This is a genomic window from Chryseobacterium sp. 14P4.3.2 (assembly GCF_057799275.1).
The window spans coordinates 513,622-537,779 of record NZ_JBYOKO010000001.1 but is presented as its reverse complement, the minus strand read 5'-3'; the positions used below and the strand labels follow the sequence as shown (position 1 = coordinate 537,779).

24 protein-coding genes are annotated in these 24,158 nt (G+C 35.4%); 14 read left to right on the top strand and 10 right to left on the bottom strand.

Annotated elements, in window-relative coordinates; genetic code table 11:
* The first annotated feature begins 24 nt into the window (after nucleotides 1-24).
* From AC27VX_RS02450 to AC27VX_RS02440, 3 genes are read left to right on the top strand one after another with little or no spacing between them, the layout of a single operon-like run.
* Nucleotides 25-567: an acyltransferase gene (locus AC27VX_RS02450; RefSeq protein WP_300691415.1), complete on the top strand. Its 543-nt coding sequence runs from the start codon at nucleotides 25-27 to the stop codon at nucleotides 565-567.
* Nucleotides 567-1,406: a glycosyltransferase family 2 protein gene (locus tag AC27VX_RS02445; protein WP_488693687.1), complete on the top strand. Its 840-nt coding sequence runs from the start codon at nucleotides 567-569 to the stop codon at nucleotides 1,404-1,406. The genes AC27VX_RS02450 and AC27VX_RS02445 overlap by 1 nt, the downstream gene beginning before the upstream one ends.
* The gene (locus AC27VX_RS02440; protein ID WP_488693685.1) at nucleotides 1,406-2,560 is read left to right on the top strand and encodes a glycosyltransferase; all 1,155 of its coding nucleotides are present in this window, start codon (nucleotides 1,406-1,408) and stop codon (nucleotides 2,558-2,560) included. The genes AC27VX_RS02445 and AC27VX_RS02440 overlap by 1 nt, the downstream gene beginning before the upstream one ends.
* 204 nt (nucleotides 2,561-2,764) lie before the next feature.
* Here AC27VX_RS02440 and AC27VX_RS02435 read toward each other — a convergent pair whose 3' ends face one another.
* From AC27VX_RS02435 to AC27VX_RS02425, 3 genes are read right to left on the bottom strand one after another with little or no spacing between them, the layout of a single operon-like run.
* The gene (locus AC27VX_RS02435) at nucleotides 2,765-2,893 is read right to left on the bottom strand and encodes an SDR family NAD(P)-dependent oxidoreductase (RefSeq protein ID WP_236857017.1); all 129 of its coding nucleotides are present in this window, start codon (nucleotides 2,891-2,893) and stop codon (nucleotides 2,765-2,767) included.
* Nucleotides 2,893-3,126, bottom strand: a complete 234-nt coding sequence (locus tag AC27VX_RS02430; RefSeq protein ID WP_236857016.1) for a phosphopantetheine-binding protein — start codon at nucleotides 3,124-3,126, stop codon at nucleotides 2,893-2,895. Before AC27VX_RS02430 ends, AC27VX_RS02435 begins: the two co-directional genes overlap by 1 nt.
* Nucleotides 3,127-3,150: 24 nt before the next feature.
* The gene (locus AC27VX_RS02425; protein WP_488693682.1) at nucleotides 3,151-4,167 is read right to left on the bottom strand and encodes a 3-oxoacyl-ACP synthase III family protein; all 1,017 of its coding nucleotides are present in this window, start codon (nucleotides 4,165-4,167) and stop codon (nucleotides 3,151-3,153) included.
* Between the two features lie 12 nt (nucleotides 4,168-4,179).
* Here AC27VX_RS02425 and AC27VX_RS02420 point away from each other — a divergent pair, with 12 nt between their 5' ends.
* The 9 genes from AC27VX_RS02420 (at nucleotide 4,180) to AC27VX_RS02380 (ending at nucleotide 14,089) form a co-directional block, all read left to right on the top strand.
* Nucleotides 4,180-4,749 (top strand): acyltransferase, encoded by a 570-nt coding sequence (locus tag AC27VX_RS02420; RefSeq protein WP_236857014.1) that lies wholly within the window; start codon nucleotides 4,180-4,182, stop codon nucleotides 4,747-4,749.
* An 80-nt stretch (nucleotides 4,750-4,829) separates the two neighbouring features.
* Nucleotides 4,830-5,978, top strand: a complete 1,149-nt coding sequence (locus AC27VX_RS02415; RefSeq protein ID WP_236857013.1) for a glycosyltransferase — start codon at nucleotides 4,830-4,832, stop codon at nucleotides 5,976-5,978.
* Nucleotides 5,979-5,989: 11 nt separating this feature from the next.
* A complete protein-coding gene (locus tag AC27VX_RS02410) occupies nucleotides 5,990-6,544 on the top strand; it encodes a serine O-acetyltransferase (protein WP_236857012.1) in 555 nt (184 codons plus the stop codon).
* A gap of 538 nt (nucleotides 6,545-7,082) precedes the next feature.
* Complete coding sequence (locus AC27VX_RS02405; protein ID WP_488693680.1) at nucleotides 7,083-8,576, top strand: phosphoethanolamine transferase; 1,494 nt, start codon at nucleotides 7,083-7,085, stop codon at nucleotides 8,574-8,576.
* Between the two features lie 470 nt (nucleotides 8,577-9,046).
* The gene (locus AC27VX_RS02400; RefSeq protein ID WP_236857010.1) at nucleotides 9,047-9,715 is read left to right on the top strand and encodes a carbonic anhydrase; all 669 of its coding nucleotides are present in this window, start codon (nucleotides 9,047-9,049) and stop codon (nucleotides 9,713-9,715) included.
* A 21-nt stretch (nucleotides 9,716-9,736) separates the two neighbouring features.
* Nucleotides 9,737-10,036 (top strand): hypothetical protein, encoded by a 300-nt coding sequence (locus tag AC27VX_RS02395; protein WP_236857009.1) that lies wholly within the window; start codon nucleotides 9,737-9,739, stop codon nucleotides 10,034-10,036.
* A 148-nt stretch (nucleotides 10,037-10,184) separates the two neighbouring features.
* Nucleotides 10,185-11,777 (top strand): SulP family inorganic anion transporter, encoded by a 1,593-nt coding sequence (locus AC27VX_RS02390; RefSeq protein ID WP_236857008.1) that lies wholly within the window; start codon nucleotides 10,185-10,187, stop codon nucleotides 11,775-11,777.
* A 59-nt stretch (nucleotides 11,778-11,836) separates the two neighbouring features.
* Entirely contained in the window at nucleotides 11,837-12,472 is a 636-nt protein-coding gene (locus tag AC27VX_RS02385) for a carbonic anhydrase (RefSeq protein ID WP_236857007.1), read from the top strand.
* Between the two features lie 1,095 nt (nucleotides 12,473-13,567).
* Complete coding sequence (locus AC27VX_RS02380) at nucleotides 13,568-14,089, top strand: hypothetical protein (protein WP_300691443.1); 522 nt, start codon at nucleotides 13,568-13,570, stop codon at nucleotides 14,087-14,089.
* A 105-nt stretch (nucleotides 14,090-14,194) separates the two neighbouring features.
* Here AC27VX_RS02380 and pth read toward each other — a convergent pair whose 3' ends face one another.
* The 7 genes from pth to mfd form a co-directional block, all read right to left on the bottom strand.
* Nucleotides 14,195-14,758, bottom strand: a complete 564-nt coding sequence (gene pth, locus AC27VX_RS02375) for an aminoacyl-tRNA hydrolase (protein ID WP_300691446.1) — start codon at nucleotides 14,756-14,758, stop codon at nucleotides 14,195-14,197.
* Between the two features lie 86 nt (nucleotides 14,759-14,844).
* Entirely contained in the window at nucleotides 14,845-15,777 is a 933-nt protein-coding gene (locus tag AC27VX_RS02370) for a hypothetical protein (RefSeq protein ID WP_236857003.1), read from the bottom strand.
* 98 nt (nucleotides 15,778-15,875) lie between these two features.
* Nucleotides 15,876-16,748: a hypothetical protein gene (locus AC27VX_RS02365; protein WP_236857002.1), complete on the bottom strand. Its 873-nt coding sequence runs from the start codon at nucleotides 16,746-16,748 to the stop codon at nucleotides 15,876-15,878.
* Nucleotides 16,749-16,898: 150 nt separating this feature from the next.
* On the bottom strand, nucleotides 16,899-17,636 hold the full coding sequence (locus tag AC27VX_RS02360; RefSeq protein WP_236857001.1) for a hypothetical protein: 738 nt from the start codon (nucleotides 17,634-17,636) through the stop codon (nucleotides 16,899-16,901).
* Between the two features lie 7 nt (nucleotides 17,637-17,643).
* Entirely contained in the window at nucleotides 17,644-18,462 is an 819-nt protein-coding gene (locus AC27VX_RS02355; protein ID WP_236857000.1) for a hypothetical protein, read from the bottom strand.
* Between the two features lie 7 nt (nucleotides 18,463-18,469).
* Nucleotides 18,470-19,288, bottom strand: a complete 819-nt coding sequence (locus AC27VX_RS02350) for a hypothetical protein (protein WP_488693675.1) — start codon at nucleotides 19,286-19,288, stop codon at nucleotides 18,470-18,472.
* Nucleotides 19,289-19,658: 370 nt separating this feature from the next.
* Entirely contained in the window at nucleotides 19,659-23,027 is a 3,369-nt protein-coding gene (gene mfd / locus AC27VX_RS02345) for a transcription-repair coupling factor (protein WP_236856998.1), read from the bottom strand.
* 251 nt (nucleotides 23,028-23,278) lie between these two features.
* Between mfd and AC27VX_RS02340 the strand changes: the two genes are divergently transcribed.
* Together AC27VX_RS02340 and AC27VX_RS02335 are read left to right on the top strand one after the other, a co-directional pair.
* On the top strand, nucleotides 23,279-23,674 hold the full coding sequence (locus AC27VX_RS02340; protein ID WP_488693673.1) for a hypothetical protein: 396 nt from the start codon (nucleotides 23,279-23,281) through the stop codon (nucleotides 23,672-23,674).
* Between the two features lie 180 nt (nucleotides 23,675-23,854).
* Entirely contained in the window at nucleotides 23,855-24,151 is a 297-nt protein-coding gene (locus tag AC27VX_RS02335; protein WP_236856996.1) for a hypothetical protein, read from the top strand.
* Nucleotides 24,152-24,158: the final 7 nt, after the last annotated feature.

Below are 24,158 nucleotides of genomic sequence, written 5' to 3'. Positions count from 1 at the left end.
ACAAATGTTGAAATAAATCTTATTATGCTTTATGAAATACTAGCAAAACTTCAGCGGAAAAGTCAGATTTCACGACTCACAAAACATCCTAACGTTTCCTTTAGGGGGATAAAGCTCGGGATCAGTGACCATTTTATTTTACATGATAATTTAAAAAAAGTTACGATCGGTGATTCTGCCAGTTTCAGAAACTATGTTCATGTTCTTGTACAGCAGAATGCCAGTCTGGAAATCGGAAATAATTTTTTCATGAACAATTTCTGCTCTATCAATTGTCTCGAAAATATTTCTATTGGGGACAATACTTTATTCGGAGAAAGCGTAAAGCTATATGACCACAACCATGCTTACCATACCCATCCGGAGTTTCAACTGTTCCCGTCTGAATTTACTACAGCACCCATTAAAATCGGGAAAAACTGCTGGCTCGGAAGCAATGTCACTGTCCTGAAAGGAGTCACTATCGGGGACAACTGTATCATAGGAGCAGGCTGCACTATTCATAAAGATATTCCACCCAATACAACAGTAGTCAATCATCAAGAATTAATTTTTAAGAACCATTAATGAAGTTTTCCATTCTTATTGCCCACTATAATAATGCTCATTTCTTCAAAGACTGTTTTGACAGTATACAGAAGCAAACCTATAAAGATTGGGAAGCCATTATTCTGGATGATGCGTCATCAGACCATGAAAAAAAAATAGTGCAGGAGATGATTTCAAAAGATAAAAGATTTAAATTTTTTGAAAATGAAAAAAATTCCGGTGTAGGTGTTACAAAAAGTAAACTGATAGAACTTGCTGAAGGTGAAATCTGTGGGTTTCTTGACCCTGATGATGCCATCACCCCTACAGCCATCCAGCAGTGTATAGATATTTTTCAGGCTAAAAAAAATACGGTGCTTACTTACTCCAGGTTCATGACCTGTGATCAGGATCTCCAACCTATTGCTCCGTTCAGATCTGCAATGCAGGTTCCGAATGGTGATCCCTATTTTTTCAATTTTCCTATTCAGATTGCCCATTTTGTTTCTTTCAGAAAAGAAGTGTATGAACAAACGGAAAAAATGAATCCGGATTTAAAAATCGGAGAAGATCAGGATCTGTATCTGAAGATGTATGAAAAAGGAAAAGTTCAGTTCATTGACGACACCAATTATTTTTACAGAACCCATCAGGGAGGAATTTCTCAGAATGACAATAAAAAAAAATCTCATGAGTATTTTGCCCAGGTCATCTTCAGTACCATGAAGCGCAGAGGACTTACAATGATTAATGGTAAAAAGATTCCCGATCATTATACCGGAGCTGAGCAAATATTTGAGCTGTTGCAGTACCAGCATCAGCTGCCTTTCCGCATTAAGAAAAAAATAAAAATCACACTACAATCAATTTTCGGGTAATGTTAGAAAAAAAAATAAAAATTCTGTTCAGACACCATTCTATGGAAATGGGAGGTGTAGAAAAAGTATTGTTGGGACTTCTTAACAATCTCGATACTGATAAATTTGAAATAACGGTATGTCTTACTCTGAATCAGGGGAAATTACGTGATGAGATTCCCGGCCATGTCAGAAAAGTATATCTTACTGACGGAAAAGAAGATTTTTCACGCAATTCTCTATTGCAAAAACTTCAACTTATTGCAAGAAGAATCAAACTTAGAAGGCTTAGTAATAATTCGTCTATTGCAGACCGTATCATCAATGACAGTTTTGATATAGAGATCGGTATGGATTATAGAGATTATGATGTTATTCTGAACTCTACTCATAAAAATTCTAAAAAAATAGGATGGTTTCATTCTGAGATCAATGTGCCCAAATTTCAGCCTTTAGTTCCGGGCATCTTAAAAAGTTTCCCGCAATTTGATCATATGGTGTACTGCTCTCATAAAATAAAGGATATGATGCACCAATATTATCCGAAATTAGACTACCCTGCAGAAAGTGTGATCATCAACCCTATTCCTATTGAGGAAATTAAAAGGAAATCAGAAGAGAAGCTGCAAAACTTCCCGGAAGGACCGGTTTTCGTTTCCATTGGCCGGCTACATTCCAGAAAAGGCTATCATAAACTGATTGAAGCTCACAAAAGGCTTATAGATGAAGGATTCCATCATAGTATCATTGTCATTGGGGAAGGTGAAGAAATGAAACCTCTTTCTGATCAGGCTGCGCGTAATAATGTAGAGAAAACTTTTATTTTGATTGGAAATCAAATGAATCCTTATCCTTATATAAAAAAAGCAGACTATTTCGTTCTGCCTTCTGAATCTGAAGCATGGCCTCTGGTTATTGCTGAAGCTCTGATTCTTCAGAAACCTATTGTTGCTACCAATGTAGGTGACGTGGGACTTATGATTAAAGACCGGGAAACAGGATACCTCATCAGTTATGATGTTGATGACATGTACAAAGGAATGAAATCCTTTCTTACGGATCCCGATCTTGTTCTCCACATCAGAGAAAATCTAAAAAATATTGAAAGTCAGTTTGACAATAAAAAAATATTTGATAGTGTTGAAGAGATTATTGAAACCCTTCATAAGAAATAAACTATTGCGTAGAATATCCACCGTCAATCACAAGATTATTCCGGTGACGTATCTTGATGCATCTGACAAGAGAAAATACAGGCATTCGCTACCTCTTTAGGTGCTCCTATTCCCAGCGGATGCTTTTTATGATTTCTGATGAAGCTTCATCACCGATATCCTCAAACATGTTCTCCAAAATTGGAGTATTTACCATTGCCGTGCTTATTGATTCCTTCCTACAAGGATCAAATCTGCTCCGCTTTTGCTGCATTCTACAAAATAGCTTCTCCCGATTCCGGAAGAAGCCCCTGTAATAAGAATTGTTTTATTTTTTAATGAGAAAGCATCCATTAATCTTCAAAGTTTTCTTTCCCTATCGCATTCATAAGATCTGAAACAGTATCGATATCTTTAAACTGTTTGGTATCGATCTTTGCGCTGAAATTTTCGTCTACAAATGCAATTACAGAAAGCAGGCTGATAGAATCATAGCTTTCTAAAGATTTTAAATTCGTTTCAGGAGTAAGCTTGTCATCTTCTTCCAGTTCTTCTTGTAGTTTTTCTAAAAAAACGGATGTTTTCATATTTATAATTTAAGATTTTATTTTTTATATTTCGATGATAGTGGCCCCCCAGGAATACCCTACTCCAAATCCGGCCATTAAAATTTTATCACCATCTTTAAGCATTCCCTTATCCCTCATATTTTTAAGAGCAATAGGAATAGTTGCAGAAACTGTATTTCCGGTTTTCTCCATGTCAATATAAAACTTTTCTGCCGGAATTTTCGTTTTCTTTCTTAAATAATTCAGCATAAAAGAATTGGCCTGATGAAATACAAAATGGTCAATATCATCCATCGTCATATTGTTTACCTCAAGAGTTTCTTTTACCAACCCCGGAATATTTTCAATGGTGAAATTAAAAATTTCAGGACCGTTCATATACATATTTTCGGGACTAAACTCATGATCAGGGTTTACTTCAAAATCCTTCTTAAAAGCTCCTTTCTTCACGATAAGGTTTTCAGCACCACTTCCATCTGTTCCCAGGCAAAACTGGTAATCATTAATCCCTTCTGCCTTCTCGATAATTGCAGAAGCGGAAGCATCTCCGAATATACTTCGGTTTCCTTTATCATCAGGATGAATATGCTTGGTATATGTTTCTGAAGTAACCAGAAGAATACTTTTTGCAATTCCTGCTGAGATCAATCCTTTGGCAAAAGCCAATCCATACACAAATCCCGAACATCCAAGATTGAAATCTATTGCCCCGATATTTTTTCTAAGTCCTAATTTGTCCTGCAAAATGCAGGCCGTTGTAGGTAAAAAATATTCCGGACTTTGGGTACAAAATAAAATAAAATCTACTTTGTTTCTATCATAATTTTCAAAAAGTTTTTCCGAAGACTGTATAGCCATATCCAGCACGGTTTCGCTGTCAGAAGATATATGACGTTGGGTAATACCTACCTTTTCCTTAATTCTCTCTGAGCTCCATTCGGGAAATGCTCTTTCAAGATCCTCATTAGTTAATACATCCTGAGGCAGATAATATTCTATTTTTGAAATTTTCATCATATTAATAAATTTGTCTTTCTTTGCAAAAGTAAAGAAAAACAATGTACACTAGTGATGATTTTTATATTTAGAACCCTATTAAAAATAGACTCCCTCTATCATTCTTTTTTGAATAAGGCAAGCCTTGAAGCTGCAAAATACAGAGGCATGAAAGTAGGCAGAAATTTCAATATGCCTGATAAGATTTATTTTGGAACGGAGCCTTATCTTATCGAAATCGGTAATGACGTAAATATTGCCGGAGGAGTAAGATTTGTGAATCATGGTGGAACCACCACTCTGCTTAGAAAACTTCCGGGATATGAGGATGCAAGAATTCTTGGAAGAATAAAAATAGGAAATAACTGTACTATTGGGCTGAACTGTGTCATCATGCAGGATGTACAGATTGGAAACAACTGTATCTTAGGGGCCAATTCTGTATTATCACAGTCAATGCCAGACAATACCGTATTCATTGGAAATCCGGCTCAGTTTCTTTGCACTATTGAAGATTATGGTGATATTGTACTAAAAAACACCCCAGAATATCCCCGCGAATTAGAGAAAGACCGAAAAAAATTGGATGCCTATATCAAAGAAAATCTTCCTCACAAGTACAAAAAAGCAAGAAAAATTAAATAAATTTAAGCTTGTAAAATGATAAATCAACTCCTGTCACAGTCAGAATACTGTTCCCAATAATCGATAAAAACAAAAACAAATTGAAAAAGAAAAAACTCCTCATCCGCATAGGCTCTTTACGTCATGGTGGTGCAGAAAAGGTATTAGTTAATTTTCTCAAACACCTTCCTTCAGATAAATATGAAGTAGACTTGCTGGTCAATCTTTATTCAGGGCTATACATTAAAGACGTTCCGTCTTGGGTCAATGTATACTATCTTTTAAAAGGAGAAATGATTACAACCAACAGACCGCAGGATATCCCAGTGAAGGCTTACAGAGTTCTTTATCAGAAGATGTTTCTTTGGTTCCCTTCCCTTCTCTATAAATTTGTTTTAAAAAACAAAAAATACGATGTAGAAATCGCTGCGATCCATGCAATGTACAGAGAGATTCTTTCCAGCCCTCAAAAAGATTCAAAAAAGATTATTTGGGTACAGAATGATATCTTTAATTTGAAAGAATATACTCCAGAAGTTATCAGACAGTTTTTCAAATTCGACAGAATTTTAGTGATTTCCAACAAGCTTCAGGAAGGAATGCATACGCTTGCAAAAAATGAAGCTGAAAAACAATCGGTCATCAAAATATACAACCCCATTGATAAGAACGATACTTTGCAGAAAGCAGATGCTGTCATTCACGATTACCCTTTCACCAAGGATCTTCCTACTTTTGTAACAGTAGGAACCGTGTATCCTCAGAAAGGTTACGACAGGCTGCTTAATGTTCATAAAAAATTGATTGATGAAGGATTTAAACATCAGCTTTTAATCATCGGAGACGGGTATGATTTTAACAAGATTCAGGATCAGCTTAACATATTGGGACTTCAGGACACTGCAAAAATGCTTGGTTTCAGCAGCAATCCTTACCCTTATATGAAAAAGGCCGATTTTTATATTATGTCTTCAAGGCATGAAGGATTCCCTACGATCATCGCAGAAGCTCTCATCCTTAATAAGCCCATTTCTGCAACGGACATTTCCGGAATCAAAGATCTTCTGCAGGATGGAAAACTGGGAAATATTACCCCTAACTCTGAAGAAGGGATATATGAAGGGATGAAAAAGTTTCTTACAGATAAAAACAGTACTGAAGAATATAAAAAGCAGATTTCAGAAACGGAGCTTCCGTTTGTTTTAGAAAAATCTGTAGAGCATCTGCAGAAAATAATTGACGAAGTTTAAAAACACTTATCATGACTGATTACTCCATTATTCAAAAAGACTTTTACCGGGAAAGCGGAAAGTGGCTTTCAAATTTTGAAATCTGGAAAAAGTGCATCAATCCGAATCTCCACTTTATTTATATTTTAAGAATGGCTCAGAAATATCAGAATACATCTGTACTGAATATTTTCTGGAGGATTGTTTTAAGGCATTACCAGATCAAGTACGGATACCAGATCTATCCTGAAACTCAAATTGGAGAAGGTTTTTATCTGGGACACTGGGGAAGCCTGGTGATCAATCCTAAAACCGTCATTGGAAAAAACTGTAATATTGCCCAGGGAGTCACTATAGGACAGCAGAATCGTGGTAAAAATGAAGGTTCTCCTGTTATAGGTGACGAAGTCTGGATTGGCACTAATGCCGTGATCGTAGGTGCTGTTACCATAGGTAATAATGTTTTGATAGTTCCCAATTCTTATGTCAACTTTGATGTTCCTTCTCATTCTGTGGTCATAGGAAATCCTGCAAAAATAATCCCTACGGACAATGCAACCCAAGACTATATTAACCGTAAAGTATAATAAGCCCAAATAGTTATACTAAAAATCATTCTTGCTTTTATAGGTTATTTCATGTACATTTGTCAAAAAAAAGCATTGTTTGGCTATAGAATATTAAGCAAATAGCAAATTTTTAAGGAATATAATCTTTTAAAAATTTAATAATCATAAGCTTTACAATGTTACTTGTTCTGAAAACAAACCACTTAATATTAAAAACACACCCCAATATTATTATTAATTTTAAAAGTAAATTTTGATGAAAAACCTTATCCTTCCGCTCTGTTTTTTTTAGACTGTATTATCAATATTTTAGCATCATTGTGTATGATCACCGAAAATCCGGTAAAATAATCATCTGCAATGAGGCTTTAGCAGCTATCTATCAGAAGTTTTTGTAAGTTGACATACTACTTCGGCCGTAAAAATTACTATTTATTTCATATTAACTTTTTACAATCAATCCGCAAGTTTGATTCAACTTATTCTTATCCGAAAAACTTTTGATGTAGATTATAGTAAAAATCATCTAAAAAACCACAGACAACATCGTACAACCATGCTCAAAAAAATAGTTCCCATTCTTACCATTATAAGTTATCTTACAGCATTTCTGCTTTCCTTCCCTTATATATTTGATAATTTATTCGGTGCAGAAAAACTGGAAAGCATCAGGAATATTTTCGAATACGGAATCATGTTCTGTTCCTTCCTTGTCTTCAATGCACTCCTTTTTAAAAATAAATATACAGCCATTATAGCCGTTATACTATGCCTACTTTTAAGTATTAACGTCTTGATATCAACATCGTGTTTTTTTATTTATGACTCCGGGTTCAACGTGGGAATGGCCATAAGCATACTGGAATCTAACGTCAATGAGGCGATGAGTATGTCTTATATGTTTATTCTGCCGGGTATTTTATTTATCGTTTTTGTGGGTATGCTTTTGTATACCGTAAATTATCTGAAAAAAAATGTTGTCACCTTTAATTTTAAGTTTGGAGTCATTGCGTTAATATGGCTGATTCTACCTTTTGTCTTTTTCCTTAAGCACAGATACATAAGCAATAAGGGCGGGGGGAAGATGATTAAAAGTGTCTATTATCATTTATCCGATTTCAATACGGCATTGAAAATTCAGGAAGATATTAATATGATTAAAAAAAATGTTCCTGTTTTCAATGTCAAAAAAGAACAGCCAGGGATAGAAAACGTCATTCTGATCATTGGAGAATCTGAAAGAAAACAGAATATGTCGCTATATGGCTATTCTAAAAAAACAACTCCCTACACAGACCAGGAAACCGGAAACATGATGATCTATGATCATGCAGTGTCTCCCGCAGGAATTACCAACCTAAGCGTTCCATTAATGCTTTCCAGTATCCACCCGGACGAATTCAGGTATCGTTATGATAAACTTTCATATAATATCATCAATCTGGCCAACCAGATAGGCTACAATTCATTTTGGATCAGTACACAGGCAAGTGCAAGAGGAATTACAGCAATAGCCTCCATGTCCAAAAACAAAAAATGGGTCAACGGCTATGATGAAGTGATCACTCCGGAATTGCAAAAAGTCATTCAGAAAAACGATAATAAGTTCATTGTTCTGCACATTATGGGAAGCCACCCTAACCCATGCAGCCGACTTCCCGAAACCTGGAACTCAGAAGGACTTGACTGCTATGACAGTTCTATAAAATATACAGACCATGTAATGAATGATATTTTCAAGACGCTTAAAAACACCAATTCTGTTGTCATCTATGCTTCGGATCATGGTCTTAAAATAGAGGGTGACAAATTACTGCATGTAGATTCTAAAGAATCTACACAGGTTCCTTTCTTTGTATGGTTTGGAGACAAAGTTCCTTCAGTATACAGAATTACCGGGCATGATCCTAAACTGATCCAGACCACTTATATTTATCCGCTGATCATGAAATATATGGGCTTAGAACCTCCTAAACATTATAAAAATGAAGAAAACAAATATTTGAATTTAAATATGAGGAGCATGGATTATGAGAAGCTGGAAGAATAAAGTGAAGATCTATTCTCCGGATTAAAATATTTTTCTATTGATAAAATAGCGATAAAAAAGATTCCCTACCGAGCATTCATTCGTATAGTTACACACTTAAAATCAGGACATTAATTCATTCATATTTTAGCAGTAAATACATATTTACCGTGAACCTCATTCATAACTATACAAAACAATATACTATTTTTTTAATATTTTAATTCACAAATCTCAAATTGTAATTTATACTTCGTAATTTTATCTTAGTTTTTTAAACGTTTGGATTACCAGATTATGCCCATTCATTATAAAGCAAAGGATACCGGGAAATTAGATATGATTTTAAGCATATTTTAATATTAAACTTTGTTAAAACTGATTAAATCTTCGGCAAAAAGTATATTTTTGCATCATTATTGATTTAGTCTATTGATTTTGGAAATAATTTAAACGAAACAAATAATTATAAACTTTTTAAATTTAAAATTATGTCACAATCGTACAAAGTTATTCTCGAAAACAACAAAAAATGGGTAGAATCCAAAGTATCAGAAGATCCGGATTTCTTTCACAATCTGGCTAAAACTCAAAACCCTGACTATCTGTATATCGGATGTTCGGACAGCAGAGCCACAGCGGAAGAATTGATGGGTGCAAAGCCTGGAGAAGTATTTGTTCACAGAAACATTGCTAATGTTGTGAATACTTTAGATATGAGCTCCACAGCAGTTATTCAATACGCTGTAGAACATCTGAAAGTAAAACACATTATTGTTTGCGGGCATTACAACTGTGGCGGCGTAAAAGCAGCGATGACTCCTCAGGATTTAGGATTATTGAATCCATGGCTGAGAAATATTCGTGATGTTTACAGACTGCATCAGGCTGAGCTTGATTCTATTCAGGATGAAAACAAGCGTTATGACAGACTTGTAGAACTTAATGTTCAGGAGCAGTGCATCAACGTGATTAAAATGGCCTGCGTACAGGAAAGATACATTTTGGAAGAGTATCCTATTGTACACGGCTGGGTATTTGACCTTAGAACGGGTAAAATCATTGATCTGGAGATTGATTTTGAGAAAATCTTAAAAGATATCCAAAAGATCTATAATCTTACAAGTTCCGACTGGGTCATGAGCAGAAAAACAACGTAGTTTTTCTAAAAAGAATGTAAGATGAAATTCTGGAGTATTATTATATTAACGTTTTTTCTGAATTTTACGGCGCTGCCAAGCATTGCTGCGGTTGCAGGCTGGGATATTCTTAGAACGAATATAATAGTGAATGAAGAAGAACCACATTCTCACTCATCATCACTTATTGTTTACGAAAAGACGCTTCCGAAACCTTTGGATGTCTTTGACTATCTGAAGTTTTCTGAGCCTGATGTTCAGGGAATGTCTTTTGTACTGGTAGATGACTCTTTTCATCTATCCCCTTTCCTTTCCATATTTTCTCCCCCTCCGGAAGCTTAATTTCCATAATTAGATTTTTTTGATGCCTATTCCATATCAATTTTTGATATCGGATACACACGTACTTTAAAAATTAAAAACTTTTCAAACTTTCATAATTGACTTATTTAAAGATAAATAAGCCGGTTATATCTCACAGCTTCACATCATGAAAAAGACATCATTAATAGGAGGAATTAAGGAGAATATCCCTTCTGGACTCGTTGTATTCTTAGTGGCACTTCCACTATGTTTAGGAATTGCATTAGCTTCAGGCGCTCCGCCATTATCCGGAATCATCTCGGGTATCGTAGGAGGCTTAGTCGTAGGATTCATCAGTAATTCAAATATCTCAGTTTCAGGGCCTGCTGCAGGTTTAACGGCAATCGTTTTAACAGCGATAACAGATCTTGGCGCATTTGAACTCTTCCTTTGCGCAGGGATTATTGCAGGGCTTATTCAGCTGGCTTTAGGATTTGTAAGAGCTGGAAGTATTTCCAACTACTTTCCTAATAATGTCATTGAAGGAATGCTTGCAGCCATAGGAATCATTATTATTTTAAAACAGATTCCGCACGCCCTGGGATTCGATAAAGACTATGAAGGTCATGAATCCATTTTTGATAATGGTTTAAACTTTGGATATTTTACAGAATTATTTGGGGCTATCCATCCCGGTGCTATCGTTATTACTTTGGTTTCCGTAGCAGTTCTTATCGCATGGGACAAAATACATGTCCTGAGAAGGATGAAAATGATGCCCGGAGCTTTGGTGGCCGTAATTGTAAGTATTGTTTTGAATCAAATATTCAAGATGTCAGGAAGTTCTCTGGCCATCGAAACCCAACATTTGGTTTCTCTACCTGTTCCACAGTCTCTGGATGATTTTAAAAATCTTATTGTCACTCCAGATTTTAACGGATTCACCAATATGAAAGTATGGATCGTGGGAGCAACTATTGCCATTGTAGCTTCTATTGAAACCTTACTCTGTATTGAAGCATCAGACAGACTGGACAGACAGAAAAGAATTACAGATACCAATCTTGAGCTTAAAGCCCAGGGAATTGGAAACCTTATCAGTTCATTCATTGGCGGACTTCCAATGACTTCAGTTGTTGTAAGGAGTTCTGCTAACGCAAATGCAGGAGCAACTTCAAAAATATCAGCGATTATCCATGGAGTCTTCTTATTGATCTGCGTACTTTCCATACCTTTCATCTTGAATTTAATTCCATTGGCTACGTTGGCAGCGGTATTAATATTGGTGGGATACAAATTAGCAAAACCGGCTACTTTTAAACATTTCTGGCACTTAGGAAAATTCCAGTTTATTCCTTTTGTTGCAACGGTTGCAGCCATTGTTGCAACAGATTTATTAAAAGGTGTAGGAATAGGTCTTGCCATCTCTGTTTTTTATATTCTTCAGGGGAATATGAAAAGAGCTTATTACTTAAGCAGAGAAAAGCTGGACGATGCAGACGGAATCAAAATCAAGTTAGCCGAGGAAGTTTCATTTTTAAATAAGGCAGCCATCAAAAAGACGCTTAAAAATATTAAGTCCGGTTCTACAGTAACTATTGATGCAAGAAATACATCTTATATTGCGACAGATGTACTGGAAATGATTCAGGATTTTGCCAATATCCGAGCGAAAGAGCAGGACATCAATGTTGAACTTGCGGGCTTTAAAACTTCATACAGAGATTATGAAAGAAGTCAGGATTCACATATTCTGATTACTCATAAAAGAGCGATGTAATCTCATTTATCAGCAATTATTTTTTTAACTTTAAAATTCAAAAACAATAAAATTATCATATGAAAGCACATACACACGAAACTCAATCAACGATCACTCCGGAAAAAGCATTAGATTTTCTAAAAGAAGGAAACCAGAGGTTTGTCAATAACCTTAAAGCAAACAGAGATCTTCTGGAGCAGGTAAATGCTACTCGTGAGGGACAATGGCCTTTTGCAGTGGTTTTAAGCTGCATAGACAGCCGTACTTCCGCGGAGCTTATTTTTGATCAGGGATTAGGAGATGTTTTCAGCATCAGAATAGCGGGTAACTTTGTTAACCAGGATATTCTGGGGTCAATGGAGTTTGGCTGTAACGTAGCAGGCTCTAAGCTTATTGTAGTATTAGGCCATACTAAATGCGGAGCTTTGAAAGGAGGTCTGGATGCAGCACAGATTGAAGGAATGGGAATGGACAACCTGAACCACCTGATTAATCATTTTGATCCTATCATTAATGACATCATTGAAGAGAACGAGGAGCGTTCTTCAAAAAACAGTTCACTTTTAGAAAGACTAAACCAGCAGAATGTGAAAAATGCAATTGAAGACATCCGTAAACAAAGTTCAACACTTAAAAACCTTGAAGCTGAAGGTAAAATCAAAATTGTTGGAGCAAACTATGATGTTGAAACAGGCGCAGTAAGTTGGTTATAAGAAACCGAACTCTCATCAATACAGTATAAGTTATCTCAACTTAAACTTCCTATCAATTATAATTTTTACGGTAAAGGCCATCGAAATTCGATGGCCTTTATATTTTATTCTTTTTCATTCTAAGTATGGTAATACTAAACCTGCTTATCTATCAAGATTCTGAAAACAAGGATGTATTTCATTTCAACGAAATTTAGTTTTCATTATCAAATATTTATTATATATTGGCTTTATAATTTAATAAAAATAAAACTTTCACTATCAAATTCGCATAAAAAAACAGCAAATATAGATACAAAAAAGTTCATTTATACCTATTGATAGGTTATAAATATTGTGAATTTATAGTATCTAAAAATTGTTTTCCCTTCGCACATTTCTTTTTTAGAAAGAGAAAAATATACGACGTAATTTGTCGCTATAAGGTTATAGTTTTGTTATTCGAAATTAAAAAAATAATATCACAAAAGTAAAAATGAATACAAATTGGCTTTCTAATAATAAAGAACCAGACAAAAAAACTGACACCATTAATTATAAACATTTAACTGTAAGTAAATTCACTTTAAAAAATATAATATATATGAGAAAAAAAGAAATTATACTTTTCTATTTAATTTCTTTATATACACAATTAAAAAAGGTCATCTTATTCTTTTGTGCAGGGCTTATAAAGCCTAAGGTCTCACAAGATTACCATTACGTATCCTGATTTCTTAGTCAGGTAATACTGCTAAACCAAAAACTAATATGTATGAAAACATTCTATTTATCAGGATAGTAAAATCCTCAGCATGCAACACCATAAAATAAGGGGGTAGCTACCTTTTATCAGATCAAACTAATAACCATTAGGAGTAGATGTAGAAGTTCAACCATTTTTAAAAGCAACTGAAGTTGAATTAGGCCAAGCAAATAAAGGATCATATATTGAGTTTTCTGTTCCAAAAAGTCAAGTAGGACCACCTGCATCTAAAGGTATTGGAGGAAAAGGAAATGCAGGACGAATTGTAACCGGAGGTCCCCCATTAAAAATATCAGATTCTGCTCCAAAGTTTGTAAGATGGAATTGGCTAGGTCTTTAATTTTTTTATTATGAAAAATATTCAATTAAACTATTCACAACTACTGTTTTTATATGCATACTTAAGATCAATTGATCTTTCACTTGATAGAAACAAATGGACTACTTGGGATGAGCTTCAGGATTATTTTAAAAACATGATAGCACCTTCTCAAGTCGCACAATATCTTATTAATATTTTTAATTTACCCAAAACAGATTTTAAGAATTTTAATTTTACACCACAAAAAAAATCTTTACTTAATAGGCTAAGGCCAATTATATTTAAAACTTTTCCATTAAAGCAGGACGAAATCATATATTGTTGCAAACTCTTATTTCAATTTGATGAAGTACTCCATTCAGATATAAAAAAATACCATTTAGGGATTGAAAGAATAAGAATAGATATTGCTGAATACTATTCAAATATTTTAGGCCGAATGATATTATTGAATGATTTAGATAAACTGATGAAAATTGAACACTTTTGGCAAAGTGAGAAAATTGACATCGCTAAATTAGAAGAATTTATACCTAACGATTTTAGGTAGGTTTATTGTAGTTTTTAGGTAATAAAAATCACTCTTAAAATGATAATTAGATGACTACCTCAGAAATGGGGTAGTCATTCTTTTAAATAGTATTATAATGTAGAACTATTTACCATTAAAAGCAGACATCGTATTATTGATTCCTGCAAAAACAAAAGAGAGACTTGCTTTAGCAAAAGTTTCAATTCTCTCAGATAGTGTTTTTATTTCTTCTTCATTCCACGTTCCCAATACATAATCCACTTGCCGTCCGGCAGAAAAGTCTGCAGAGATTCCAAAACGGAGCCTTGCATAGTTTTGGGTCTGCAGGACTTCATTAATATTTTTCAGCCCGTTATGCCCTGCATCAGATCCTTTTCCTTTCATCCTTAATGTTCCGAAAGGAAGAGCCAGATCATCGGTTACGATCAGTACATTTTCTAAAGGGATATTTTCTTTCTGCATCCAGTATTTTACGGCATTTCCGGAAAGATTCATATAGGTATCAGGTTTAAGAACAAAAACTTTTCTGCCTTTATGTTTACCTTCGGCCATCCATCCAAAATTAGCTGTATTGAATGAAGTGCCAAGTGTTTCAGCAATTTTCTCTGCCACTTTAAATCCTATATTATGTCGTGTATTTTCATATTCTGAGCCTTTGTTTCCAAGCCCGACGATTAAATATTTCATCAGAAATTTTTTGCAAAATTAAGCGATAAAAAATAAAAAACTCAATCTTAGGAAAGATTGAGTTTCAATATTGTTAAAAAAGTCTTCTATTGTGGTTTGTAGATGTAGTTCACACCGTATCCTTTCGTCATATAAGTCTGAGGATCATAAACATAATTGGTACTCTTTACAATTGGAGTTGGAATAGGTGGCGTAAGATCTGTCACCGACCATCTCTTAGGGTTGTTTGGAGATAAAATAAGACTTTCTTTATCATTGATCTCTGTAGATAATAATCTTGAAATTTTATACACATGTGGAAGTAATGTGAAAGGGCTCACCTGATCATCATATGCATAATATTCATAACTGAATTTTCCGGTTACACCTCCAAAAATACCTCCTGCCATAGGGCCATAATATCTTATTACTTTGGAAACGTTATCTCCTACATAGCTGTAAGCCGTCCTTGAGTAATCTGTGTAATTAAACTGAGTTCCGGCAACATCCGGTCCGTTTCTCATAATAATAGAATCTAGTTTCCCTGTAGATACACTGTATTTTATGTTATAAAGAGTTTTCTCTTTTTTCAATAATGTCTGTGGACCTGGAGTAGTTGATGGCAGTACGGGCGGAGGTCTTCTGAAAGTAGAACGGTTTTCAGAAATTGTTGCCAATTTGCTATTGTTTGCATACGTGAATAATTGGGTATAAGATATACTGTCTTTATCCAACTTTCCATTTCCATCAAGATCTAAAAAGCCATTAAAGTTAATTTGGCTGATTTTGTCACCACTGTACATAATATCCGTGATAGAAGCACTGTCCGTGATCACTTTTGTCACAAGAAGTCCACTGTAGTGATATTCTGCAATAGTATCTTTAGAAGTTATTTCTCTGTATAATGCTCTTGGGCCGCTTAATCCTTCTGTTGTATTAAGGTCTAATAAAGGATTCCCATCCTCATCCAATAAACTCTTACAAGAATGTATTGAGGAAAAGCCTGCTATTAATAAAATAAAATAGAAAATTTGTTTCATTTCCTGGTAATTGATTAATTTTTTGACAAATATAATTTTTTTTGCTTAAAAATTATATGATTATTTATATTCTGATGTGATTCTTAATTATAGCTTTCCTATAAATTTTTATAGCTATAAGTCAAATTCTGATTTTTCTCTATAACAGGGTATCCCTGATTGTCATATGAATAGCTTTGAGCTGTATTCGTTGAAGAAGACGGCGTTTGTATGTACATAGAAGTAGGGTTGCTTGGGGATAATCTGTAGAAATTAATTGGATCTATCAGCCCCTGCATAATGAAGTACGTTGATGGAAGTGTAGAGAACGGGCTTTTTTTACCGTCATAATTTTGAAAGTTGTACTTTGTAACCGTGGCTGTACCCTGCTCCGGAGCTCCATTAATATCCAGTATGCCTTTTGTACAAACCACCTGAAAAACCTCGTTTCCGGTATAAACAAAAGCATATTCTATGAATCTGTTATAAGCACTAATTCCCCCTGCTTTTCTTTTTTCAAGAATCTTAGTCAGTTTATCTGTTGCTACATCATAGGAGAAAGTATAATCACTTACATGAGATAAGGCAGGTGTTGTTCCCGTTCCTGTACAGGTTGCATTATAAATTTTCTTCCCGGTACCATCGGGGATAATATTAAACTCATAGGCAAGACTGGCTGTTGCAGAACTTACGAACTTCACTTTAGTAATATTTTTGTCGGTATAGGTTACCGTTCCTGTATAATACGCACTTACATTCGTCGCGCTCTCATCTTTAAATACTGCCTGCTGCAAAATTCCAGTTACCGGAGCTGTCATATATTCTTCACGGGAAACATTATTCACGCTGATCTTCGTCAGAACTTTTTGGGGTGGAATTCCCGGATCAGGATCAGGGATAGATTCTGTTGGGTCCGATGTAGTATTACATGCTGCCAGCAGCCCTAGAAAAGCAATACCGGCAAACATTTTAAGAAAATAGTTTTTTACCATAGAGAGTTTTTTAGATTGTTCAAATATAATTCAATTTTCGATAATACACTCTACTTTATTCAAACAAATTCACAAGGAATAGAGTTAATAAGCAAAAAAATCTAAAAACATAACGTTTCTAGATTTCTATTTATTGTATAAGTGTAAAAATTAATAAGGCTGCAATACAGAAGTCGTCAGAACCGACTGAGACATATCACTATTAAGGTATGTCGCATCAACAGCTCTTCCTATTCCCAGTGTAGTCCCTGAAATTGCTCTTTTTGTACAGGCAACTTTAACCGTATATTTATTTTGAGGATTCAGATTTGTAAGGGTAGCATTAAGATTAAAAATCTTGTAAGCCCCTGTATCCCCCAATAAAACATCTGTTCTTACGGCTCTAAGCTTATTATCTATAAAAATTCCGCAGGCAAAAGTCGCAGAATTTGTTCCCGTTTTCTGAACCGTAGTCTGAAATGAAAAAGTGGCCTTATTCGTTCCATTGGTCACAGAAAATGAGTCAGTTGCTTGGGGAAGTACCGTCCAGTTAGTTCCCAAAGCTTCTCCGTCACTATAAGGATTTGTCAATCCGTTATTCCCGGAAAAAGTAATTCCTGTATTGTCTGCCACCGTATTGATTGAAAACACAGACATACTTCCTTGTCCATCAGCAATTTTAATCGTTTTCCAGTCATTTGCGGTCAATGTAGAGTTATTATGTAAAATATCTCCTGCTGTTCCGGCAGATCCTTTCAGTACATCTGTACCCCCTGTTCTTAATTCTTTGTTGATATTGAGATCTCCATTAACATCTAACATATTAGTTGGGCTAGGAGTATTAATACCCACCTGAGCCTTTACACCTGCAACTAACACAAGAGATATTACAAATACTATTTTTTTCATAATCTGCTTAGTTTATAACATTATTAAAAACCTCAGGAACTTCATATACATCTACCTTAAGAGATGATTGAGAGATAAAGCTGTTGATATTAGTATAGACATTTGTACCTATTGTAAGGGTATTATTTGAAGCACCATAAGAACCTAATCTTGTACACGCAACACTTACTTTATGAGTTCCTTTAGAAAGGTTCTCTACAATTCCTATCTGAGTATGAGTAAGGAACGGATACTGGGCATTGATTGCCTTCAAATTCCTTTGACGCAAATTCACCAATTTATCATCGACAAAAATCCCGCATGCATAATCTATTGAAGTATCCGTAGTACCCGCTACCCCAAAGTCGGCCTGTACTACTGTTTCAAACAGAAAATAAGCTTTACTTTGAGTACTGAATACCGTTATATCTTGTGAAAGTCCGTCAATTTTTTTAAACTTCGAAAGAGTACTGTATTCTTTTCCTTTGGTAAAAGTACCACCTCTCGAACCGTAATTTACAGTAGAATCATCTGAAGATGTAAAACTGGCTCCTACTTTATCAGAAAATGAGTTATTATAGATCAAATAAAACTTATTAGTCTCATACTCAGGAATACGAAGTGTTTTCCAGACCGGTGGGAGTCCTTCTCCCCGGGAAACCAGCAACTGATCATTATTCCCCTGAGAAACAGAATTATCAGAAGCATCAAAAACAGCAATTTTATTCCTGAAGTTTATATCTCCATTCACATCCAGTGTTGACCGTGGGGTTTCGGTTTTGATTCCTACTTGAGCTGACAATAAAAGCCCTATAGTAAGAAACAAAGTTGATAATAGTTTTTTCATCGTTTGATTAATTTTTATAAGTCACAAATTCAAGGACATCGATCTTCATATCAGATTCCAGCGTAAATGCATTAGAAGCTCCATTGGAACTCTGTACATCACGACCTATTGCGAATTGTGCGTTCGTATTTGAAGTTTCAATCTTTCTACAGGCAATCTCAATCTTATGAGGACCTATCGGAACATTCTGCTCAGTATAATTCAGGGTAAAGATATAATCCTGAAGACCTTGTTTTGCAGCATTATTATTAGAAGCAATCCTGTCAGGACGCACCGCTACCAGAGCTCCGTTTCTGAAAACCCCACAGGTAAACCTTACATTATCGGAAGTACCGGGTGCAGGTGCTTTTATTTCAACTCCTGTCTGAAACTGATAAGTAAGCCTGTTTTTTCCGTTTTTGATAGTAAAATTAGTCTCAAGATTGGTGATTTTCACCCATTTCCCTTTCGAAACATCAGAGACAAGATCTCCGACACTATTTTTGTAAACAATACTGTTTCCGGTAGTATCGGGAAGATTGATGATCCCGGTCTGATCCGAAGATAAGTATGAATTGATTAATTTGTACTGCCCCTCTTCTATAAAAGAAAGATTCAAAGATTTCCAGACAGGTGGCAGTCCCTCTCCCTGAGAAATCAAAACCTGACCGTTCAATCCGGCGTCACCAACCTGCGTTGAAGTTCCCCCTACTCTAAGTTCTTTTCTTAGGGTAGTTTTACCATTCACATCGAGACTAGACTTTGGTTTGGGAGTCCCGATTCCCACCTGTGCGTGAATTTGGAAAGATAATAATCCAATTACGCAACAATATATAGTTTTTTTCATAATGAGGACTGCAAAGGTACAAATTGAAGTCCTAAAAATTCCAGTTATACCCCCATAAAGCCATAGAAATAAACACATTACAGCATAGAATTAATCACACATAAAAGTAGAATTATTTCTACATAACTCTAATTTTTCTACCAGAAAAAAATAATGTACCACTCCAATCCCTTGCTGTATCAGGGATTACAGATTATTTTTTATCAATAAAAAGTGATTTTAACACCATGAAAAGGGCATTAATTCTCCTCAGAATGAATATTTCAGAATAAAAACCTGATAATAATCATAAAAAAACATATAAAAACTTAAGTTCTTATATGTTTATAAAAATTTTATGGGAAATTTTACGATATATGAAAAGTACCGCTTAATTATGCTCTATGATAGCCTTCAGAAGCATATTGACCTCATCTACATTTTTCACTTTCTCTTTTCTCATCATAAGCTGATTAGCTTCCTTCCCTGCCTTTTCTTTCAGCTGTGCTTCAGCAGGATTTTGGGTCAGATAATTAATGATATGTCTGAATCTGTCTGTCTGATAAAACTTATCCTGGGGATTACCTGGAAAATATCCTAAAAACACTCCGTTTTTCATAACAATTTTCTCAAAACCGATCTCTGCTGCAAGCCATTTTAAAGAAACACTTTTCAATAGGTTAACAGCTTCTTTAGGCAGCGCACCAAAACGATCGATCAATTCAAGCTCAAACTGATGAAGCTCAGGTTCATTATTAATCTCAGCGATTTTCTGATACAGCAATAATCTTTCTTCCGTATTATAGATATAAGAATCCGGCAGCAGCAATTCTAAATCAGTATCAATATTCACATCCTTTACTGACTTGAAAAGCTTCTGTCTGTCTTCTTCGTTGTCAAATAAATTTTCAAAATCTGCATCATCTTTCAATTCTTCGAGGGCCTCCTGCATCAATTTCTGATAAGTTTCGAATCCCATCTCATTAATAAATCCGCTCTGTTCACCACCCAGCAAATCTCCGGCTCCCCGGATCTCAAGATCTTTCATTGCAATCTGGAAACCGCTTCCAAGATCAGAAAACTGCTCAATGGCCTCCAAACGTTTTCTGGCATCTGAAGTTATCATATCATAAGGCGGCGTGATCAGGTAGCAGAAAGCTTTTCTATTGCTTCGCCCTACTCTTCCTCTCATCTGGTGAAGATCCGCCATTCCAAATTTCTGTGCATCATTAATGAAAATTGTATTGGCATTAGGAACATCCACTCCACTTTCTACAATGGTGGTAGAAACCAATACATCATACTTCCCTTCCATAAAGTCCAGCACATTCTTTTCCAGCTGCTTTCCTTCCATCTGCCCATGTCCGGTAATCACTCTTGCATCCGGAACAAGCCTCTGGATAAGCCCGGCAATATCTTTAAGGTTTTCAATTCTATTATTAATAAAATAGACCTGCCCGTCTCTCTGAAGCTCATAAGAAACCGCATCACGCAGAATTTCTTCATTGAATCCTACCATTTGTGTATCTACAGGCTGTCTGTTTGGCGGCGGCGTTTTAATGACTGATAGATCTCTTGCAGCCATTAAAGAAAACTGCAGGGTTCTTGGAATTGGAGTAGCCGTTAAAGTAAGGGTATCAACATTGTTTTTCAATGTCTTCAGTTTGTCTTTCACTGAAACCCCGAATTTATGCTCTTCATCAATAATTAACAATCCAAGATCTTTAAACTTTACAGAATTGCTTGCCAACTGATGGGTACCGATGATAATATCCACTTTCCCTTCCTTCAGATCACCCAGTGTTTCCGATTTTTGTTTTGCTGTTCTAAACCGGTTGACATAGGAAACATTCACCGGGAAATCTTTCAGTCTTTCTTTGAAACTTCTGTAATGCTGAAATGCCAAAATAGTTGTTGGCACCAAAACAGCAACCTGCTTACCATCTGTTGCCGCCTTAAATGCAGCACGAATTGCAACTTCTGTTTTACCAAATCCTACATCTCCACACACCAGACGATCCATCACTGTATCTGCCTCCATGTCTTTTTTCACATCCAGAGTAGCTTTTTCCTGATCCGGAGTGTCTTCATAAATAAAACTTGCTTCCAGCTCATTCTGCAGATAAGAATCCGGTGTAAAAGCAAAACCTCTTGCCGTTTTTCTCTGTGCATATAGTTTAATAAGATCAAAAGCAATCTGCTTTACCTTTGCTTTGGTTTTCTGTTTTAAAGATTTCCAGGCAGGAGAACCGAGCTTGCTAAGAACAATCTCTCTTCCCTCCGGTCCGTTATATTTTGAAATTTTATGAAGCGAATGAATACTTACATATAATAAATCTCCGTTTTTATAAGTCAGTTTAAAACATTCCTGAATTTTACCGTCATTATTTACCTTTACCAATCCCATAAATTTTCCTATTCCGTGGTCAATATGGGCGATATAGTCTCCGATTTTCAAAGACATAAGATCTTTCAGAGTAAGCTGTTCAGATTTGGCAAATGTATTTTTCGCCTTATATCTTTGATAACGGTCAAAAATCTGGTGGTCTGTATAGACCATTAACTTATGAGTATGGTCTACAAACCCTTCATGAAGCTCAGATTTAAAGCTTTTAAAAGGAAGTTCATGTTCCAGCTCTTCAAAAATAGATTCCAGTCTTTCTTTCTGTTTTTCCGTAGAAAAAGAGATCCAGGTATCAAATCCGTCTGCCTGCTTTTCTTCAATGTCTTCAATCAGCAGTTCAAAGTTTTTATGGAAAGACGGCTGTGGCAGCTGTTCCATTTTAATTTCGGCAAGATCCTTCAAGCCTTCAATCATCTCACTTCCAAAATCAACTGTTTTAAATTTTTTAAAATCAAACAGAAATTCCTGATCGGAAATAAAAAGCTCCTGAGGAGTTCTATGGGCAATATTTTTATTTAAAGTATCATATTTTTCCAGCGATTTCTCGTAGAATGTTTTAATTTTCAGCATTCCTACCTTTCCATTTCTTGAAACCACATAGCTTTCCGGAGGTAATAACTGAAGCAATGAAACCCTGCTTCCGGTTACTGAGAAATTCATATTGGAGACCAACTGAAATTCTTTTACCTTCTCTACAGAAAGCTGCGTCTCTATGTCAAAAGTTTTAATACTTTCCACTTCATTGCCGAAGAAAGTAATCCGGTACGGTTTTTCATAAGAGTAAGAAAAGACGTCTACAATCCCTCCTCTTACTGAGAATTCCCCAGGTTCTGAAACAAAATCAGCCTGCTGAAAATGATAATGAGTAAGTAATTCATCCACAAAATCAAAATCCAGCTGATCGCCTACTTTTATATGATGTGAAATGGCTTTAAAATCTTCTTTCTTCAGAACTTTTTCTGACAAAGCCCCTGCATAAGCTACAATCACTTTTGGGGACCGCCCGGAATTAATCTTATTCAAGACTTCTGTTCTTAATACCAGATTGGCATTCTGTGTCTTTTCAACCTGATAGGGCTCCATATGGGTGGCGGGGAAATACAGCACCTTTTCTTTTCCCAAGAGATCTTCCATTTCTGTATTGGCATATAAAGCATCTTCCTTATCATCTATGAGATAAAGAATATTTTTCTTCTGAACTAAAAATAGTTCGGACACAAAAACGGACACCGAAGATCCGGCGCTTCCCTTTACAGCAATATGCTGACTATTTTCTAACTGAGTGAAAATTTCTTTTCCAAACTCCTTTTGCATCAGATCTGGAAGAAACTTTTCTTTGATGGATTTTAACTGCATAAATAGTAATGGTATAAACGACAAAAGCGATTTCGGGAGTTTTCCGAAACCGTTTACACCCTGCAAAGGTACGGATATTTTTTTCTCTGGATAAAAATGCAGAGAGTTTTAGATTTAAAATGAATCAGTTATGACTATAAATCTTAATTTTTTACAATTTTTTACAATTACCTGTTAAAAAAATCAATGATAACTCTCACGGCATAGTGTTTGGGATTTCAAGCATACCAAAAACATTTAAGAATAGTATTATGAAAAAAGCAATTAAAATTTCAGGAGTTTTGATGCTGTTGATGGTAACAGTATCATTTTTTTTATCGTGCAGCAGAGATGACGATCCTACCAACAATGATTTCTTTGCAGGCACCTATAAAGGAAATATTTCTTATAACGACAGTGGATCTACCAACATCAGCACTGATAACGGGAGTGTATTTGTAACCAAAATAGCCAGCGGTACCAAGTATAATTTTGCCTTTTCAAATGGAATACCGGATCTCAACGGGGTCCAGTTCGAGCAAAAAGGAGATCATACCCTTGTGATGATTGGATCTACAGGAACTTCTTATATCAGGATCGATAATAATGTATTAAAAATCTTATTTATAAAAGACGGTAAAACGTGGACTGCCAACTGTACCCGTTAAACATTTTCATTCATATCTCAAAAGCCTGTTTTCATCATATGAAGCAGGCTTTTTTACTAGTACCCAGGTTCTTTAATTTTTTTTTAAGCAGTAATAAACTTTCGTTAAGTTTAAAAACGTATTATTTTTAGCCCACTTTTTGCATATCTTTATTCAACAAAAACAAACAATATAATCCCTATGAAAAAATTATTATCTGCAATGTCATTAGTCTTAGGATTAGGACTTGCAACTGCTCAGCAGACTGCTCCCGCTACCACAGCTCACCAAACTGTAAAAACAGCTAAAGCTACAAAACCTGCGGAAGTAAAAGCTGCAAAACCTATGGTCACTAAAACGGCTAAACCAGCAGAAGTAAAACCCGCTCAGCCGGCTATGAAAATGAAAAAAGACGGCACTCCGGATAAAAGATATAAAAACAGTCAGCATTTGAAAAAAGACGGCACTCCGGACAAAAGATACAAAGAGAACAAGTAAGCATAAC

Excerpts from the sequence above, each read along its gene's own strand:
- AC27VX_RS02450 (WP_300691415.1), top strand. The coding sequence starts at position 25 with ATGCTTTATGAAATACTAGCAAAACTTCAGCGGAAAAGTCAGATTTCA.
- AC27VX_RS02445 (WP_488693687.1), top strand. The coding sequence starts at position 567 with ATGAAGTTTTCCATTCTTATTGCCCACTATAATAATGCTCATTTCTTC.
- AC27VX_RS02440 (WP_488693685.1), top strand. The coding sequence starts at position 1,406 with ATGTTAGAAAAAAAAATAAAAATTCTGTTCAGACACCATTCTATGGAA.
- AC27VX_RS02435 (WP_236857017.1), bottom strand. The coding sequence starts at position 2,893 with ATGGATGCTTTCTCATTAAAAAATAAAACAATTCTTATTACAGGGGCT.
- AC27VX_RS02430 (WP_236857016.1), bottom strand. The coding sequence starts at position 3,126 with ATGAAAACATCCGTTTTTTTAGAAAAACTACAAGAAGAACTGGAAGAA.
- AC27VX_RS02420 (WP_236857014.1), top strand. The coding sequence starts at position 4,180 with ATGATTTTTATATTTAGAACCCTATTAAAAATAGACTCCCTCTATCAT.
- AC27VX_RS02410 (WP_236857012.1), top strand. The coding sequence starts at position 5,990 with ATGACTGATTACTCCATTATTCAAAAAGACTTTTACCGGGAAAGCGGA.
- AC27VX_RS02405 (WP_488693680.1), top strand. The coding sequence starts at position 7,083 with ATGCTCAAAAAAATAGTTCCCATTCTTACCATTATAAGTTATCTTACA.
- AC27VX_RS02400 (WP_236857010.1), top strand. The coding sequence starts at position 9,047 with ATGTCACAATCGTACAAAGTTATTCTCGAAAACAACAAAAAATGGGTA.
- AC27VX_RS02395 (WP_236857009.1), top strand. The coding sequence starts at position 9,737 with ATGAAATTCTGGAGTATTATTATATTAACGTTTTTTCTGAATTTTACG.
- AC27VX_RS02390 (WP_236857008.1), top strand. The coding sequence starts at position 10,185 with ATGAAAAAGACATCATTAATAGGAGGAATTAAGGAGAATATCCCTTCT.
- AC27VX_RS02385 (WP_236857007.1), top strand. The coding sequence starts at position 11,837 with ATGAAAGCACATACACACGAAACTCAATCAACGATCACTCCGGAAAAA.
- AC27VX_RS02380 (WP_300691443.1), top strand. The coding sequence starts at position 13,568 with ATGAAAAATATTCAATTAAACTATTCACAACTACTGTTTTTATATGCA.
- pth (WP_300691446.1), bottom strand. The coding sequence starts at position 14,758 with ATGAAATATTTAATCGTCGGGCTTGGAAACAAAGGCTCAGAATATGAA.
- AC27VX_RS02370 (WP_236857003.1), bottom strand. The coding sequence starts at position 15,777 with ATGAAACAAATTTTCTATTTTATTTTATTAATAGCAGGCTTTTCCTCA.
- AC27VX_RS02365 (WP_236857002.1), bottom strand. The coding sequence starts at position 16,748 with ATGGTAAAAAACTATTTTCTTAAAATGTTTGCCGGTATTGCTTTTCTA.
- AC27VX_RS02360 (WP_236857001.1), bottom strand. The coding sequence starts at position 17,636 with ATGAAAAAAATAGTATTTGTAATATCTCTTGTGTTAGTTGCAGGTGTA.
- AC27VX_RS02355 (WP_236857000.1), bottom strand. The coding sequence starts at position 18,462 with ATGAAAAAACTATTATCAACTTTGTTTCTTACTATAGGGCTTTTATTG.
- AC27VX_RS02350 (WP_488693675.1), bottom strand. The coding sequence starts at position 19,288 with ATGAAAAAAACTATATATTGTTGCGTAATTGGATTATTATCTTTCCAA.
- mfd (WP_236856998.1), bottom strand. The coding sequence starts at position 23,027 with ATGCAGTTAAAATCCATCAAAGAAAAGTTTCTTCCAGATCTGATGCAA.
- AC27VX_RS02340 (WP_488693673.1), top strand. The coding sequence starts at position 23,279 with ATGAAAAAAGCAATTAAAATTTCAGGAGTTTTGATGCTGTTGATGGTA.
- AC27VX_RS02335 (WP_236856996.1), top strand. The coding sequence starts at position 23,855 with ATGAAAAAATTATTATCTGCAATGTCATTAGTCTTAGGATTAGGACTT.